This window comes from Streptomyces sp. NPDC016640, assembly GCF_043076215.1.
Taxonomy (GTDB): Bacteria; Actinomycetota; Actinomycetes; order Streptomycetales; family Streptomycetaceae; genus Streptomyces.
The window spans coordinates 160,573-176,272 of record NZ_JBIBRG010000007.1 but is presented as its reverse complement, the minus strand read 5'-3'; the positions used below and the strand labels follow the sequence as shown (position 1 = coordinate 176,272).

12 protein-coding genes are annotated in these 15,700 nt (G+C 72.2%); 8 read left to right on the top strand and 4 right to left on the bottom strand.

Annotation, left to right across the window (positions count from 1 at the left end; genetic code table 11):
• Positions 1-100: 100 nt before the first annotated feature.
• On the top strand, positions 101-865 hold the full coding sequence (locus ACF07S_RS16655; protein WP_391974456.1) for an alpha/beta fold hydrolase: 765 nt from the start codon (positions 101-103) through the stop codon (positions 863-865).
• A 135-nt stretch (positions 866-1,000) separates the two neighbouring features.
• On the opposite strand, the gene hemE is transcribed toward ACF07S_RS16655, so the two are convergent.
• Positions 1,001-2,095, bottom strand: a complete 1,095-nt coding sequence (hemE, locus tag ACF07S_RS16650) for a uroporphyrinogen decarboxylase (protein ID WP_391964821.1) — start codon at positions 2,093-2,095, stop codon at positions 1,001-1,003.
• Between the two features lie 188 nt (positions 2,096-2,283).
• Here hemE and ACF07S_RS16645 point away from each other — a divergent pair, with 188 nt between their 5' ends.
• From ACF07S_RS16645 to ACF07S_RS16635, 3 genes are all read left to right on the top strand, one after another.
• Positions 2,284-2,916, top strand: a complete 633-nt coding sequence (locus tag ACF07S_RS16645; RefSeq protein WP_391964820.1) for a DUF3000 domain-containing protein — start codon at positions 2,284-2,286, stop codon at positions 2,914-2,916.
• 269 nt (positions 2,917-3,185) lie between these two features.
• A complete protein-coding gene (locus ACF07S_RS16640) occupies positions 3,186-3,845 on the top strand; it encodes a LuxR C-terminal-related transcriptional regulator (protein WP_391964819.1) in 660 nt (219 codons plus the stop codon).
• A 157-nt stretch (positions 3,846-4,002) separates the two neighbouring features.
• Entirely contained in the window at positions 4,003-5,292 is a 1,290-nt protein-coding gene (locus ACF07S_RS16635; protein ID WP_391974455.1) for an HRDC domain-containing protein, read from the top strand.
• A gap of 16 nt (positions 5,293-5,308) precedes the next feature.
• On the opposite strand, the gene ACF07S_RS16630 is transcribed toward ACF07S_RS16635, so the two are convergent.
• The 3 genes from ACF07S_RS16630 to ACF07S_RS16620 are packed head-to-tail and all read right to left on the bottom strand — an operon-like array spanning position 5,309 to position 8,405.
• Positions 5,309-6,139, bottom strand: coding sequence for a carbohydrate ABC transporter permease (locus ACF07S_RS16630; RefSeq protein ID WP_391974454.1), 831 nt, complete (start codon positions 6,137-6,139; stop codon positions 5,309-5,311).
• Positions 6,136-7,089: a carbohydrate ABC transporter permease gene (locus ACF07S_RS16625; protein WP_391974453.1), complete on the bottom strand. Its 954-nt coding sequence runs from the start codon at positions 7,087-7,089 to the stop codon at positions 6,136-6,138. Before ACF07S_RS16625 ends, ACF07S_RS16630 begins: the two co-directional genes overlap by 4 nt.
• Positions 7,089-8,405, bottom strand: a complete 1,317-nt coding sequence (locus tag ACF07S_RS16620; RefSeq protein WP_391974452.1) for an ABC transporter substrate-binding protein — start codon at positions 8,403-8,405, stop codon at positions 7,089-7,091. Before ACF07S_RS16620 ends, ACF07S_RS16625 begins: the two co-directional genes overlap by 1 nt.
• 151 nt (positions 8,406-8,556) lie before the next feature.
• Here ACF07S_RS16620 and ACF07S_RS16615 point away from each other — a divergent pair, with 151 nt between their 5' ends.
• From ACF07S_RS16615 to ACF07S_RS16600, 4 genes are all read left to right on the top strand, one after another.
• Positions 8,557-10,974 carry a glycoside hydrolase family 2 protein gene (locus ACF07S_RS16615; RefSeq protein ID WP_391974451.1) on the top strand — a complete coding sequence of 806 codons (2,418 nt, stop codon included), beginning with the start codon at positions 8,557-8,559 and terminating at the stop codon, positions 10,972-10,974.
• Positions 10,971-12,005: a LacI family DNA-binding transcriptional regulator gene (locus ACF07S_RS16610; protein ID WP_391974450.1), complete on the top strand. Its 1,035-nt coding sequence runs from the start codon at positions 10,971-10,973 to the stop codon at positions 12,003-12,005. The genes ACF07S_RS16615 and ACF07S_RS16610 overlap by 4 nt, the downstream gene beginning before the upstream one ends.
• Before the next feature lie 314 nt (positions 12,006-12,319).
• Positions 12,320-13,546, top strand: coding sequence for a thiolase family protein (locus ACF07S_RS16605; protein ID WP_391964812.1), 1,227 nt, complete (start codon positions 12,320-12,322; stop codon positions 13,544-13,546).
• On the top strand, positions 13,543-15,681 hold the full coding sequence (locus tag ACF07S_RS16600; RefSeq protein ID WP_391974449.1) for a 3-hydroxyacyl-CoA dehydrogenase NAD-binding domain-containing protein: 2,139 nt from the start codon (positions 13,543-13,545) through the stop codon (positions 15,679-15,681). The genes ACF07S_RS16605 and ACF07S_RS16600 overlap by 4 nt, the downstream gene beginning before the upstream one ends.
• The last annotated feature ends 19 nt before the right edge of the window (positions 15,682-15,700 follow it).

Genomic DNA, 15,700 nt, shown 5'->3' with positions numbered 1-15,700 from the left:
CCGACGCGCCGTTGCCGGCGGAGCGGCCCCGCCCGGTCGGCCGCGCCCGCGAGGCCTCTCCGCGGATCATGGGTCCGGCGCGGGCGGGTACCCGCCCGTCATGCCGCAGCGCCGGGTGTCCCCCCTGTACGTCAGCCATGACCGCGTCGGACGGGCAACGGTACGCAGCCTGGGAACGCCGCGCCTGGACGAGCCGCACGCTCCCGTGGTCCTGGTGCCGGGCCTGGGAGCGCCCGGGTATCTCCTGCGGACCCTGGAGCACTGCGCACGGTCGGGGCCGGCACGTCTGCTGGACGTTCCGGGGTTCGGTGGTCCCTCGGGGCCGGTCTGCCCGGAGACGCTCGGTGCGCTCGCGGACACGGTGGCGCGGTGGCTGGCCAAGGTCCCGCCGGAACCGGTGGTCCTCGCCGGTCACTCCACCGGTGCCCAGGCGGCACTGCACGCGGCCGTGCGCGTGCCCGGGCGGGTCCGGGCCCTCGTCCTGCTGGCCCCCACGTTCCCGCCCCACCTGCGACGGTTGCGGCCGCTGCTCGGCGCGTTCGCCCGCACGGCTGTCCGTGACGACCCGGCCGTCGTGCCGGTCGTGCTGCCCTCGTACCTGAAGGCCGGCCCCCGGCGGCTCCTGAACTGCATCCGATCCGCCCAGGCGGACGCGCCCGAGGACGTCCTGCCGGCGGTGACCTGCCCGGTCACGGTCGTGTCGGGAGAGGACGACGCGCTGTGCCCGCCGGACTGGGCCGACCGCCTGACGCGCCGGGCACGGTCCGGCCGCGCCGTGCGGGTGCCGGGAGCCCACGCGTTCCCCCATCCGCATCCCGCCGTCACCGCGGACCTGTTGGCCTCGGCGCGGGCAGGGCGGTCCTGACGCGGTCCCGGCAGGTGCGGATCCCGGGGCGCGCGGGCGCTGACGGGAAGCGGCGCGTCCGCCCGTCCGGCCGGGAACGCCGGGTTCGTGACGCGGGGTGAGCACCCCGGCCGTGCCCGGGGCGCGCCCCGTGGATCAGCGCGCGGTCCGTGTGTGGACGTAGTCCACCAGGCCGGTCAGGGCGTCCGGGTCGGTGGACGGCATGACGCCGTGACCGAGGTTGAAGATGTGGCCCTCCAGACCGGCCGCCGCGTCCAGGACCTCGCCCGCCTTGGCCTCGACGGCCTCGCGGCCGGCGAACAGCACGGTGGGGTCGAGGTTGCCCTGGAGCGCCTTGCCGGGACCGACGCGGCGGACGGCCTCGTCCAGCGGGACGCGCCAGTCGACGCCGACGACGTCCGCACCGGCCTCGCCCATCGGGCCCAGGAGTTCACCGGTCCCGACGCCGAAGTGGATGCGCGGGACGCCGTAGCCGGCCACCGCGTCGAACACCTTCGCCGAGGCGGGCAGCACGGAGCGCCGGTAGTCGGCCGGGGCGAGCGCGCCGGCCCAGGAGTCGAAGAGCTGGACGGCGGAGGCGCCGGCCTCGATCTGCACCTTGAGGAACGCGGCCGTGATGTCGGCGAGGCGGTCGAGCAGGTCGGCCCAGAGTTCGGGGTCGCCGTACATCATCGCCTTGGCGTTCTCGTACGTACGGGACGGGCCGCCCTCGACGAGATAGCTCGCCAGGGTGAACGGGGCGCCCGCGAAGCCGATCAGCGGGGTGGAGCCGAGTTCGCGGGTCAGCATCCCGATCGCCTCGGTGACGTAGGAGACGTCCTCGGGGGTCAGGTCGCGCAGCCGGGCGAGGTCGGCGCGGGTGCGGACCGGCTCCTCGACGACCGGGCCGACGCCGGGCCTGATGTCGAGGTCGACGCCGATGGCCTTGAGCGGGACGACGATGTCGCTGAAGTAGATCGCCGCGTCCACGTGGTGGCGGCGCACCGGCTGGAGCGTGATCTCGGTGACCAGCTCGGGGCGCATGCAGGACTCGAGCATCCCGACGCCCTCGCGCACCTTGCGGTACTCCGGCAGGGAACGCCCGGCCTGCCGCATGAACCACACCGGGGTGTGCGGCACGGGTTCGCGCCTGCACGCCCTCAGGAAGGCTGAATCCCTGACCGCGTCGTCCTTGACGAGGTCGGAGGCGGCTGTCGGGGTGTGGCCCGTCGGGCTTGCGTTGGCACTCACACCGGCAAGTCTCGCACGCCCCGTCGCCGCCCCCGGACCCCAGGGCACCCGGCGCGGGCCCGCCCTCTCGTCAGGATCCGGACAGCGCGGGGCGGCGCGGGTGTCCCTCCCTGCGCGGGGGGCGCATTCCGCTTAATCTTCCCCGCATGGCTGCGGCTCAGGGACGACTGTCGGACGGCGCTGGCGATATGGACGAACCGAAGGGGACCACGGGGGACACCGGGCACGGGGGCGCGCCACCGCCGCCCTTCCGGACCGCCGTCGAGGCGCTGCGGAGCGCGCGGCTGCGGCCGCAGATCGAGGTGGACCCCGCTCCCGCGCCCAAGCGGCTGGCCCCGTACGCGTACGCGCTGGAGGCGGCGGTCGTCGACGGCGAGCAGGAGCTGGCCGACGGCCGGCTGGTGCTGCTGTACGACCCGGCCGGACACGACGCCTGGCGGGGGACGTTCCGGCTGGTGACGCTGGTGCGCGCGGAGCTGGAGCCGGAGATGGCGGCGGATCCGCTGCTGCCGGACGTGTGCTGGTCCTGGCTGACCGGTGCGCTCGCGGCGCGGGGACTGACGTACGGGGAGCCGAGCGGCACGGTGACGCGGGCGAGTTCGCACTACTTCGGCGGACTGTCCGCGCGGCCCGCCGCCTCGCAGATCGAGATCCGCGCCTCCTGGACCCCGCGGGAGGGCATGGGCGGGGTGCCGGACACGGCCGCCCATCTGGTCGCGTGGTGCGACCTGCTGGCGCAGGTCGCCGGGCTGCCGCCGGCCGCCCCCGGGGACGCGTCGGTGGTGTCGCTGCCGCAGCGCAGGGGTCCGCAGTCCCGCTGAGCCTCCCGCTCCGTGCCCCCGGCAGTCATCGATGCCGATCTCTTTGTCGATACGGCCACTTCCGGAAGTGTTGCGACGCATACCGAAACCGTTCGATCTTCGAGTGATCGACCGTGCGTCCGAATTGTACGGATTGTTACTCACCAGATCGTGATCACTTCCTAAAGGACTCCAGGTTTGGTGCCGAAGACGACTGTGACCTTGAAAGCACGGTTCGTCCTGGCTTCACCCCCCACGAGCCGGCCCCGTCCCGCACCCCAGGAGGCCTGGTGTCCGTTCTCCTCGAGCAGCCCGCAAGCCTGGTCGCCTACCGCCCGAACAAGCCGACCGCCATGGTGGTCGTGGCCGACCCCCGCGTCCGTTCCACCGTCACCCGCCACCTGTGGGCGCTCGGTGTGCGCGACGTGATCGAGGCCTCGTCCGTCGCGGAGGCTCGTCCCCGCGTCGGCAACCCCCGAGACATCTGCGTCGCCGAAGTCCACCTGCCGGACGGTTCCGGCCTCGCCCTCCTGTCGGAGACCCGCGCCGCGGGCTGGCCCAACGGCCTCGCCCTCTCCGCGGCCGACGACATCGGCGCCGTCCGCAACGCGCTGGCCGGCGGAGTGAAGGGCTACGTCGTCACCGGCACCCGCACCAACCTCGGGCTCCCCACCCGTCCCGGTGCCGCCCCCATCGGCGCCGCCGCGCGCCTGCACCGCCGCCCCCCGGGTGCTCCGAGCCACCCGGGCGGCTACCGCGAGCTGTCCGGCCGCGAGGTGGAGGTGCTGCGACTGGTGGCGGAGGGCCAGTCGAACAAGGCGATCGGCGTCTCCATGGGCCTGTCCGCACTGACCGTCAAGAGCCACCTCGCCCGCATCGCCCGCAAGCTCGGCACGGGCGACCGCGCCGGGATGGTGGCGGTGGCCCTGCGCACGGGCATCATCCACTGATCTCCCCCTCCCGCCCCGACCCCCGCCGCCCGTACGGTTCCCACCACGGGCACGCGAACCCGTCCTTTCACCCCCCTGACCGGAATACGACCTACCGGCGCCCGTCGACGGAACGTTCCGTCGACGGGCGCCTTCGTGGCACGGATACCCTTGACAGGTGACCGACGCCCACGACACCGCAGCAGACAGTTCCCTGCGAACCACCGGAGGCGCCCCTCCGGACGACGACGGATCTTCTGCTTCGGAGGCGCCGATCCCGTTGCTCGAACCCCGCGAGGGCATTCCGCCCGTGATCGCGGACGAGGCCGCCCTCGCCGAGGTGGTCGCCGCCTTCGCCGCGGGCACCGGCCCCGTCGCCGTGGACGCCGAGCGCGCCTCCGGCTACCGCTACGGCCAGCGCGCCTACCTCGTCCAGCTGCGCCGCGAGGGCGCGGGCACCGCGCTGATCGACCCCGTCGCCTGCCCCGACCTGTCCGGCCTGGGCGAGGCCCTGTCCGGCGCCGAGTGGGTGCTGCACGCCGCCACCCAGGACCTGCCGTGCCTGCGCGAGATAGGCATGGTGCCCGGCCTGCTGTTCGACACCGAGCTCGCCGGACGCCTGGCCGGGTTCCCCCGGGTCGGCCTCGGCGCGATGGTCGAGAACGTGCTCGGCTTCGTACTGGAGAAGGGCCACTCCGCCGTCGACTGGTCCACCCGTCCGCTGCCCGAGCCGTGGCTGCGCTACGCCGCCCTGGACGTCGAGCTCCTGGTCGACCTGAGGGACGCGCTGGAGAAGGAGCTGGACCGCCAGGGCAAGCTGGAGTGGGCCCGGCAGGAGTTCGAGGCGATCGCCTCGGCGCCCCCGCCGGAGCCCCGCAAGGACCCCTGGCGGCGCACCTCCGGCATGCACAAGGTCCGCCGGCGCCGGCAGATGGCCGTCGTACGGGAGCTGTGGGAGACCCGCGACCGGATCGCCCGGCGCCGCGACGTCTCCCCCGGCAAGGTGCTCTCGGACGCGGCCATCGTGGAGGCCGCGCTCGCCCTGCCGGCCGGCCTCCACGCCCTGGCCGCGCTGAACGGGTTCGGGCAGCGGGTGAGCCGGCGCCAGCTGGAGCAGTGGCAGGCCGCCGTCGACCGGGCGAAGGCACTGGGCGAGTCCGAGCTGCCGCAGCCCGGGCAGCCGGTGACCGGTCCCCCGCCGCCGCGCGCCTGGGCCGACAAGGACCCGGAGGCCGCGGCGCGGCTGTCCGCGGCCCGGGCGGGCGTGAGTGCGCTGGCCGAGCGGCTGAACATGCCGCAGGAGAACCTGATCACCCCGGACACCGTGCGCAGGGTCTGCTGGGAGCCGCCGAAGGCGGTCGGCGCGGACTCCGTGGCGGAGGCGCTGGCCGGGTTCGGGGCCCGGGCCTGGCAGATCGAGCAGGTCACGCCGGTTCTGGTCGCGGCACTCTCCGCCTCGCCGGCGTAGGACGGTCGCACCCCCCCTACTTCGTCGCTCCCCTCATGAAGCCGTTGTAGATGAAGCGCTGGAGGAAGAGGAAGACGATCAGGGTGGGCAGGATGACGAGGATCGCGCCCGCCGAGATCGTCTCCCAGTGCGCTCCGAAGGGGCCCTTGAAGCGGAACAGGGACGTCGAGATCACGCCAAGATCCTCGGAGGGCAGGTAGAGGAAGGGGATGTAGAAGTCGTTGTAGACGGTGATCCCCTTCACGATGACCACCGTCGCGATCGCCGGCTTGAGCAGCGGGAGGATCACCTTGCGGTAGACGGCGAAGGCACCCGCGCCGTCCAGTCGGGCCGCCTCGTCCAGGGAGACGGGGATGGACCGGATGAACTGCAGGAAGATGTAGACCGACACGATGTCGGTGCCCATGTAGAGCGCGATCGGCGCCCACAGGCTGTCGAACATGCCGAAGCCGTTGACGATCTGGAAGGTCGCCACCTGGGTGGTCACCCCGGGGACCAGCGCGGCGATCAGGAACAGCGCCACGACCAGCTTCCGGAAGCGGAAGTGGAAGCGGTCGATGGCGTACGCCGTCATCGAGCCGATGAGGATCGTGCCGCCGACGGCGACGACGAGGATGATCGCCGTGTTGCCGAAGGCGGACAGCATCTGGCCGTCCCGGAACGCGGTCACGTAGTTGTCGAGGTTCAGCGGGTCGTCGGGAAGCGCCAGCGCCCCGCTGCCGTTCGCCATCTCCTTCGAGGACTTCAGCGAGGTCAGGAAGACCACGGCGAGCGGCAGCAGCACGACCAGCGTCGCGACGGTCAGCGACAGGTACACGAAGGTGCGGGCCACGGTACGGCGGGTCATACGAGGTCCACCTTCTCGTCGGGGACGATGCGCCGCTGCACCCAGGTGACCGCCAGGACGATCAGCAGCAGCACGACGGCGGCGGCCGAGGCGAGCCCCGTCTTGTTGAACTGGAAGGCCAGCTTCACCGTCTGGATCACGAAGGTCTCGGTGCCGGTGGCGCCGCCGGTCATGATGTACGGGATCTCGAAGACCGACAGCGAGCCGGAGACGGACAGGACGACGCTCAGGCTCAGCACGGGTCTGATGCCGGGCGCGATGATGTGCCGGAACTGCTGCCGGCGGCTCGCGCCGTCGATCTCGGCCGCCTCGTACAGCTCGCCCGGGATGGACTGGATGGCGCCGAGGAAGAGCACGAAGTTCAGGCCCGTGTGACGCCAGACGGAGACGCCGGCGAGCGAGGTGTTCGCGGAGAACGGCGTGCCCAGCCAGGCGTGGTCGGTCCCGGCGCCGAGCAGGCCCAGTACGGAGTCGAGGGTGCCGCCGTCCTGGAAGAAGTAGAGGAAGACGAAGCCGATCGCCACCCCGTTGATGAGGTACGGGAAGAACAGCACGCCCTTGAAGAAGTTCCGGAAGCGGACGTCGAAGCTGAGGACCGTGGCGAAGTAGAGGGCGACGACGATCTGCACCGCGGAGGCGGCGAGGTAGTAGCCGCTGACGAGGAACACCTCGAACAGCTCGGGGCGGGTGAGCAGTTCGGTGTAGTTCTCGGTGCCCGTGTAGTTCAGCTCCGGACTGACGCCGTCCCAGTCGGTGAAGCTGTACGCCACCATGTTGGCGATCGGCGCGTAGGTGAAGGTCAGGAGCAGGGCCAGCGGGGCGATCAGGAACAGCCAGGGAGTGATGCGGCGCGAGAACCGGGTGCGGCGCGGGGCGGGCGCCGCGCGCTTCGGCCCGGCGGGCGCGGCCGGGGGAACCGGCCGCGCCGCCCTGCGGGTGGTGTCCGCCATCAGGACCCCAGGGACGCGCGCGCCTCGGCCCACCGCTCGCCGAGGTCGCCCAGGAAGTCCTCGAGGCCGCCCTCGCGTGCGCCGCGGGCCAGGTCGACGAGTTCCTGGCGGTAGTCGGGCTTGTAGATGCCGACCTCGGACCGGTTGTCGATGGTCTTCACCTCGGCGCCCTTGGTGTCGTCGAGGTCGATCAGCCTCACGCCCCGCTCCTCGTACGGCTTCAGCACGTCGGGCAGCGGCGCGTCCTTCAGCGGGGACAGGGCGAGGTTGGCCTCCGCGTAACCGGACTTGTCGGTGAACCAGTCGATCCAGGCGCGGGCGGCTTCCTTGTCGTCGGAGTTGACGTTGACGGCCTGCTGGTAGTCCGGGGAGGTCACCGCGCAGAAGGCGCCGTCCTTCTGCGCGGGGAAGGGCATGAAGCCGATGTCGGCGGGGTCGGTGCCGGCCTGCTCGGCGGCGTCCCGCATCTGGACGACGGCCCAGGAGCCGAGCCACATGGTGGCGATCTCACCCTTGGCCAGCCTCGGCTTGGAGGCCTCCCAGTTGGTGGTGGTCGGGTCCTTCTCCGCGAGGCCGCCGCGCACGATGTCGTGGAGGAGGGTGTCGGCCACGCGCAGGTCGGCGCCCTCCGCCCAGGGGTCGCCCTCGGCGAGCCGCGTGGTGGCGTTCGTGTCGCAGCCGACGGAGCCGTTGACGTTGGTCCACTGGGTCAGCGGCCACATGTCCTTGAAGTTGGTGTAGTACGGCACCGCGTCGGTCCTCGACCTGATCGCCTTCAGGTCGGTGAGGAAGGCGGCGGGGGTGGCGGGCCAGTCGGTGACGCCGGCCTCGCTCCACACCCTCTTGTTGTAGACGAAGCCGGGGACGACGCCGAGGGAGCTCTGTCCGTACACCTTGCCGTCGACGGTGGAGTAGTCGGTGAAGCGGTACCTGGCGGCGCGTTCCGCCTCGCCGCCCAGGGAGGCGAAGAACTTCGGGTAGTCCTTCTTCTCGATCACCGCGGGGATCATCAGGACGTCGCCGTAGTTCTCCGTGTTCATACGGATCTTGACCTCGCCCTCGTAGTCGGTGAGGGCGTCGAACTCGACCTTCACGCCGGGGTGGGTCCTGTTGAACTCGGCGGCGTACTTCTTCATCGTCCCGTCCTGCACCAGGTCGGTCCGGTGGGTGAGGACCGTGATGGTCCCCTTGGCCTCGGACGGGTCGTCGGGCGCCTTCGCGTCGGCGCCCTTCGAGGAGCCTCCCGTGCCCGTGCAGGCCGGGGCCAGGAGGGCGAGGACGGCGATCGATCCGGCGAGTGCCTTGCGTCGGTTCATGTGCACCAGCTCCGTTCACGGGGCGGACGAGCACGAGTGGGTTGGCTGGTTCGGCACTCTGGCAGCACCTCACTGAACCGGTAAAGTCTCTATTGCGCCAACGATGCCAAAAGGCTGCCCAGGTATGGGTGAACCGGTTTAGGGAGTGTGCATGCGTCAGGTCACACCACTCGCCGACGGATGGATCCTGCGACACCCGGACGGCACGGGGGACGCGCTCCCCGCCTCGGTGCCGGGGTGCGTGCACACCGATCTGCTGGCGGCCGGGCTGATCCCCGATCCGTTCCTCGGCCGGAACGAGGCGGAGGTGGCCTGGGTGGGCCGGCGGGACTGGACGTACGAGAGGGATCTGACGGCCGCGTCCACCGCGCACGAGCAGACGGACCTCGTCTTCGACGGGCTCGACACCGTCGCCGAGATCCTGCTCGACGGGCGGTCGCTGGGCCGGGTGCGGAACATGCACCGCTCGTACCGTTTCGACGTGACCGGGCTGAGTGGCCGGCTCACGGTGCGGTTCGCCTCCGCCTACGCCGAGGCGGAGGCGGTGCGCGGCACGCTGGGCGAGCGGCCCGGCGCCTACGCCGAGCCCTACCAGTACCTGCGCAAGATGGCCTGCTCGTTCGGCTGGGACTGGGGACCGACCCTGGTGACGGCCGGGATCTGGCGGCCGGTGCGGCTGGAGCACTGGTCGACGGCCCGGATCGCCCGGGTGCGCCCGCTGGTCACCGTGGAGGACGGCGTGGGCCGGGTCGAGCTGGCCGTCGACGTGGAGCGCTCCCGGGTCGAGGCGCCGCTCGCCGTCGAGGCGGCCGTCGGCGGCGTACGCTCCCGCGCGCAGATCGACGGCACGCACGGGACCGTACGCCTCGAGGTGCCGGACGTCGCGCTGTGGTGGCCCCGGGGGTACGGCGGACAACCGCTGTACGACGTCGAGTTGACACTGCTGCACGGCGGGGACCCGCTGGACGCCTGGCGGCGCCGGGTCGGGTTCCGGACGCTGGAGCTGGACACCTCGGCCGACGCGCACGGCACCGGCTTCACCCTGGTGGTCAACGGCGAGCGGCTGTTCGCGCGGGGCGTCAACTGGATCCCGGACGACGTCTTCCCGTCCCGGATCACCCGGGAGCGGTACCGGCGGCGGCTGGAGCAGGCGGCCGGAGCGGGCGTGGACCTGGTCCGCGTCTGGGGCGGCGGGATCTACGAGAGCGAGGACTTCTACGACGCCTGCGACGAGTTGGGGCTGCTGGTCTGGCAGGACTTCCCGTTCGCCTGCGCGGCCTACCCCGAGGAGCAGCCGCTGCGCGGGGAGGTGGAGGCGGAGGCCCGGGAGAACGTCGTACGGCTGATGCCGCACCCCTCGCTGGCGCTGTGGAACGGCAACAACGAGAACCTGTGGGGCTTCCGGGACTGGGGCTGGGAGCAGGGACTGGCCGGGGACTCCTGGGGCGAGGGCTACTACCTGGGCGTACTGCCGCGTGTGGTGGCCGAGTCGGACCCGACGCGGCCGTACACGGCGGGCAGTCCCTGGTCCGGGTCCTGGCGGCACCACCCGAACGATCCGGCGCACGGCACGCATCACTCCTGGGAGGTGTGGAACCGCACCGACTACGCCGACTACCGGCTGAGCGTCCCCCGTTTCGTGGCCGAGTTCGGCTGGCAGGCGCCGCCCGCGTACGCCACGCTGCGGCGGGCGCTGCCCGGGGAGGAGCTCGCGCCGGACTCCCCCGGCATGCTGCACCACCAGAAGGCGGACGACGGCAACGGCAAGCTGAGGCGCGGGCTGGCCCGCCGTTTCACCCTGCCGGAGGGGGACTTCGACCGCTGGCACTATCTGACGCAGGTCAACCAGGCGCGGGCGGTCGCCGCCGGGATCGAGCACTGGCGCTCGCACTGGCCGGTGTGCGCGGGCACGGTGGTGTGGCAGCTCAACGACTGCTGGCCGGTGACCTCCTGGGCCGCGATCGACGGGGACGGACGGGAGAAGCCGCTCTACCACGAACTGCGGCGGCTGTACGCGGACCGGCTGCTGACCGTGCGCGCGCACGGTGACGGTCTGCTGCTGGCGGCGGTCAACCAGGCCGCCGGGGAGTGGCACGGCACGCTGCGGCTGCGCCGGATGTCCGTCGAGGGCACGGTGATCGCCGAGGCGAGCCCGGCACTGGCCGCCGGGGGGCGGACCGTCGCCGGGATACCGGTCCCCGGGGAACTGGTGCCGGCGGGCCCCGGGGAGTTCCTCGTCGCCGACGCGTGGGAGTCCCCCCGCCCGGGCGGAGCCGGCGGCGGGGGAGGCCTGAGGGCACTGCACTTCCCCGTGCCGGACCGGGAGATCCCCTACCCCCGGCCGGAGTTCGACGTCGCGCTCGCGCCGGGCGGGATCACGGTGACGGCCCGCACGCTGGTGCGCGACCTGCTGCTCCAGGCCGACCGGCTGGACCCCGGGGCGGTGGCCGACCGGGGGCTGGTGACACTGCTTCCCGGCGAGGAGGTGACCATCGGGGTGCGGGGCTGGAAGACTCCGGACCCGGAAAGCGCCCGTTCCGCCCTGTACTGCGTGGAGCCCACCCGATGACGGCAACGCCGCCCCCTCGCGTCACCATCAAGGACGTCGCCGCCCGTGCCGGTGTGTCCAAGGGTGCCGTGTCCCTCGCCTTCAACCGGAAGCCGGGCCTGTCGGAGGCGACCCGGGAGCGGATCTTCCGGGCGGCGCGGGAGCTGGGCTGGGCGCCGAGCCCGACCGCGCGGACCCTGGCCGGCTCGCGGGTGGACGTGGTGGGGCTCGCGGTGTGCCGGCCCGCCCGGCTGCTCGGCCTGGAGCCCTTCTACATGGAGTTCATCTCCGGGGTGGAGAGCGTGCTGGTGGAGCGGTCCTGCTCGCTGCTGCTGCGGCTGGTGCGCAGCCCGGACGAGGAGGTCGGGCTGATGGAGTCGTGGTGGCGGGGGCGGCAGATCGGCGGGTCGATCCTCGTGGACTTCCGCGCCGACGATCCCCGTCCGGCGGTGGCCGGACGGCTCGGGCTGCCGGTGGTGGCCGTCGGGCACCCGTCGCTGACGGGCGGGCTGACCTCCGTGTGGACGGACGACGCCACGGCCGTGACCGAGGCCGTGCGGTATCTGGCGGCGCTCGGGCACCGGCGGATCGCCCGGGTGGGGGGCGCGGCGGCGCTCGGGCACACCTCCATCCGCACGACCGCGTTCGACGGGGCGGTCCGGGCGCTGGAGCCGGCCGCCCGGGCGTGGCAGGTGGCCACCGACTTCTCCGGGGACGCGGGCGCGCGGGCGACCCGCTCGCTGCTCGCGGCCGCGCCGGCGGAGCGGCCGACCGCGATCGTGTACGACAACGACATCATGGCGGTGGCCGGTCTCTCGGTGGCCGCCGAGATGGGGCTGCGGGTTCCGGACGACGTGTCCCTGCTGGCGTGGGACGACTCCCAGCTGTGCCGGCTGACCCGTCCGACGCTCTCCGCGATGAGCCACGACGTGCACGGGTTCGGGGCGGAGGTGGCCCGGACGCTGTTCGGGGTGATCACCGGCGAGGGCCCGGGGTCCCACCCGGTGCCGACCCCGCTCCTGACCCCGCGGGGCTCCACGGCCCCACCGTGATCGCCTCCGCCGCCCCTTCCCGTCCCGACCCGGGGCTCCGCCCCGGACCCCGCTCCTCGAACGCCGGAGGGACTGGAATCGGCCCGTCCGGCGTTTCGGGACGAGGGCCCGTTCAGGGCCGAAGCGAGGGCCTGGGGGCGCCGCCCCGGGGACGGGAGCGGGGAGGGGCGGCGGGGGCGGAAACCCCTCGCCGCACAGGGCCGGACGTGTGATGTTCGCCGCTCCAGGCAGCGGGACTGTGCAGTCACGTTACCCACAAGTAGCATGGCCCGTAAGCAAGCGCTCAGCATCCCGCACCCTGGAGGAGAGCCATCGTGCCTCGTACCGTCAGGGACGTCGTCTTCGTCGACGGCGTCCGCACCCCGTTCGGCAAGGCGGGTCCGAAGGGCATCTACCACGAGACCCGTGCCGACGACCTCGTCGTGAAGGCGATCCGGGAGCTGCTGCGCCGCAACCCCGGTCTCGACCCCAAGAAGATCGACGAGGTCGCCATCGCCGCGACCACGCAGATCGGCGACCAGGGCCTGACCATCGGCCGCACGGCCGGCATCCTCGCGGGCCTGCCCACCTCGGTTCCCGGCTACTCCATCGACCGCATGTGCGCCGGCGCGCTGACCGCCGTCACCACGGTGGCCGGCTCCGTAGCCTTCGGGGCGTACGACGTCGCCATCGCGGGCGGTGTCGAGCACATGGGCCGCCACCCGATGGGCGAGGGCGTGGACCCCAACCCGCGCTTCGTCTCCGAGAAGCTGGTCGACGAGTCGGCCCTCTTCATGGGCATGACCGCGGAGAACCTGCACGACCGCTACCCGGGGATCACCAAGCTGCGCGCGGACGAGTACGCGGTGCGCTCCCAGGAGAAGGCCGCCAAGGCGTACGCCAACGGCAGGATCCAGGCCGACCTGGTGCCGGTCTCGGTGCGCCGCACCGACGAAGAGGCCGGTGAGACCGGCTGGGGCCTGGTCACCGCCGACGAGCCGATGCGTCCGGGCACGACCCTGGAGAACCTGGCGAACCTCAAGACGCCGTTCCGCGTGCACGGCCGGGTCACCGCCGGCAACGCGGCCGGTCTGAACGACGGCGCCACCGCCTCGGTCATCGCTTCCGAGGACTTCGCCCGCGAGAACGGGCTGCCGGTCAAGATGCGCCTGGTCTCCTACTCCTTCGCCGGTGTGGAGCCCGAGGTCATGGGCTACGGCCCGATCCCGGCCACGGAGAAGGCGCTCGCCCAGGCGGGCCTGTCCATCTCCGACATCGGTCTGTTCGAGATCAACGAGGCCTTCGCCGTCCAGGTCCTGGCCTTCCTGGACCACTACGGCATCGCCGACGACGACGAGCGCGTCAACCAGTACGGCGGCGCCATCGCCTTCGGCCACCCGCTGGCCTCCTCCGGCGTCCGCCTGATGACGCAGCTGGCCCGCCAGTTCGAGGAGCAGCCGCACGTCCGCTACGGCCTGACCACCATGTGCGTCGGCTTCGGCATGGGCGCGACGGTCGTCTGGGAGAACCCGCACTTCGAGAACGCCGGAGGCAGCAAGTGAGCACCACCGCAGAGCTGTTGAAGGGTGCGGCCGAGCTGTTCCCGGGCGAGGTCGTCACCCGGGCGCACGTACGCCACTTCGACCTTCCCCTGGGGGCCGGCCGGTTCGCCCTGATCACCCTGGACAACGGTCTGGACCACACCAAGCCGACCACGCTGGGCCCGCAGTCGCTGGCGAACATCGACGCCGCGATCGACCGGGTCGAGAAGGAGGCCGCGGACGGCGCGATCGTCGGCGTCGGCGTCACCGGCAAGCCGTTCATCTTCGCCGTCGGCGCCGACCTCAAGGGCGTCGAGCTGCTGACGAAGCACGAGGACGCGCTCGCCATCGGCAAGGGCGGCCACGACGTCTTCAAGCGGCTGTCGCAGCTCGCCGTGCCGACGTTCGCCTACTACAACGGCGCCGCCATGGGCGGCGGCGTCGAGATCGGCCTGCACTGCGCCTACCGCACGGTGTCCGCGGCCATCCCGGCGTTCTCGCTCCCCGAGGTGTTCCTCGGCCTGGTCCCCGGCTGGGGCGGCTGCACCCTGCTGCCGAACCTGATCGGCGCCGAGAAGGCCGTCTCGGTCGTCATCGAGAACAGCCTCAACCAGAACAAGCAGCTCAAGGGCGCGCAGGTCCACGAACTCGGCATCGCCGACGCGATCTTCGAGGGCGCGGACTTCCTGGAGCAGTCGCTGATCTGGACGGCGGCCGTCCTCAAGGGCGAGCTCGTCGTCGAGCGCCCGGTGATCGACCGCGGCGAGGCCTGGGACGAGGCCGTCGCCAAGGGCCGCTCCGTCGCCGACTCCAAGGTGCACGGCGCGGCCCCGGCCGCCTACCGCGCGCTGGACATCATCGCCGCCGCGAAGGACGGCGACCTCCAGCAGGGCTTCGACGCCGAGGACAGGGCGCTGGCCGACCTCATCATGGGCGGCGAACTGCGCTCCGGCATCTACGCGTTCAACCTGGTGCAGAAGCGCGGCAAGCGCCCGGCCGGCGCCCCGGACAAGAACCTGGCCCGCCCGGTCACCAAGGTCGGTGTCGTCGGCGCCGGTCTGATGGCCTCCCAGCTCGCGCTGCTGTTCCTGCGCCGCCTGGAGGTGCCGGTCGTGCTGACCGACATCGACCAGGAGCGCATCGACAAGGGCGTGGGCTACGTCCACGCCGAGATCGACAAGCTGCTCGGCAAGGGCCGCATCAACCAGGACAAGGCCAACCGCCTCAAGGCGCTGGTGACCGGCGTCCTGGACAAGGCCGAGGGCTTCGCCGACGCCGACTTCGTCATCGAAGCGGTCTTCGAGGAGATGGGCGTCAAGCAGCAGGTGTTCGCGGAGGTCGAGGCGGTCGCCCCGGCGCACGCGGTCCTCGCCACCAACACCTCCTCACTGTCCGTGTCGGAGATGGCGTCGAAGCTGAAGCACCCCGAGCGGGTCGTCGGCTTCCACTTCTTCAACCCGGTCGCCGTGCTGCCGCTGCTCGAGATCGTCCGCGGCGAGCGCACCGACGACGCCTCGCTGGCCACGGCGTTCGGTGTGGCCAAGAAGCTGAAGAAGACCGCGGTGCTGGTGAAGGACGCCCCGGCGTTCGTCGTGAACCGCATCCTGACCCGCTTCATGGGCGAGATCCAGAACGTCATCGACGAGGGCACCCCGGTCGAGGTCGCCGAGAGGGCGGTCGAGCCGCTGGGCCTGCCGATGTCGCCGCTGGTGCTGCTGGAGCTGGTCGGTCCCGCGATCGGCCTGCACGTCTCCGAGACGCTCAACCGGGCCTTCCCGGACCGCTTCACGGTCTCCCCGAACCTCAAGGCGGTCGTCGAGGCGGGCAAGCGCGGCTTCTACGTCTACTCCGCCGAGAACCCCGCCAGGCCCGAGCTGGACCCGGAGGTCGCCGCGCTGCTGAAGCAGGGCGACACCGTCCTCACCGAGGAGCAGGTGCGGGCGCGGGTGCTGGACGCGGTGGCGCGGGAGATCGGGCTCATGCTCGACGAGGGCGTCGTCGCCGAGGCCCAGGACATCGACCTGTGCCTGATCACGGGCGCCGGCTGGCCGTTCCACCTGGGCGGCATCACGCCGTACCTGGACCGCGAGGGCGTCTCCGAGCGGGTGAACGGCAAGCGGTTCCTGGAGCCCGGGGTGGCTTCGGTTCCGGCGTAACGGCCGTACCCCGGCGACG

What these genes read in the sequence shown, in the direction of transcription:
- ACF07S_RS16655 (WP_391974456.1), top strand. Translation starts at nt 101, where the DNA reads ATGCCGCAGCGCCGGGTGTCCCCCCTGTACGTCAGCCATGACCGCGTC.
- ACF07S_RS16645 (WP_391964820.1), top strand. Translation starts at nt 2,284, where the DNA reads ATGGACGAACCGAAGGGGACCACGGGGGACACCGGGCACGGGGGCGCG.
- ACF07S_RS16630 (WP_391974454.1), bottom strand. Translation starts at nt 6,139, where the DNA reads ATGACCCGCCGTACCGTGGCCCGCACCTTCGTGTACCTGTCGCTGACC.
- ACF07S_RS16625 (WP_391974453.1), bottom strand. Translation starts at nt 7,089, where the DNA reads ATGGCGGACACCACCCGCAGGGCGGCGCGGCCGGTTCCCCCGGCCGCG.
- ACF07S_RS16620 (WP_391974452.1), bottom strand. Translation starts at nt 8,405, where the DNA reads ATGAACCGACGCAAGGCACTCGCCGGATCGATCGCCGTCCTCGCCCTC.
- ACF07S_RS16615 (WP_391974451.1), top strand. Translation starts at nt 8,557, where the DNA reads ATGCGTCAGGTCACACCACTCGCCGACGGATGGATCCTGCGACACCCG.
- ACF07S_RS16610 (WP_391974450.1), top strand. Translation starts at nt 10,971, where the DNA reads ATGACGGCAACGCCGCCCCCTCGCGTCACCATCAAGGACGTCGCCGCC.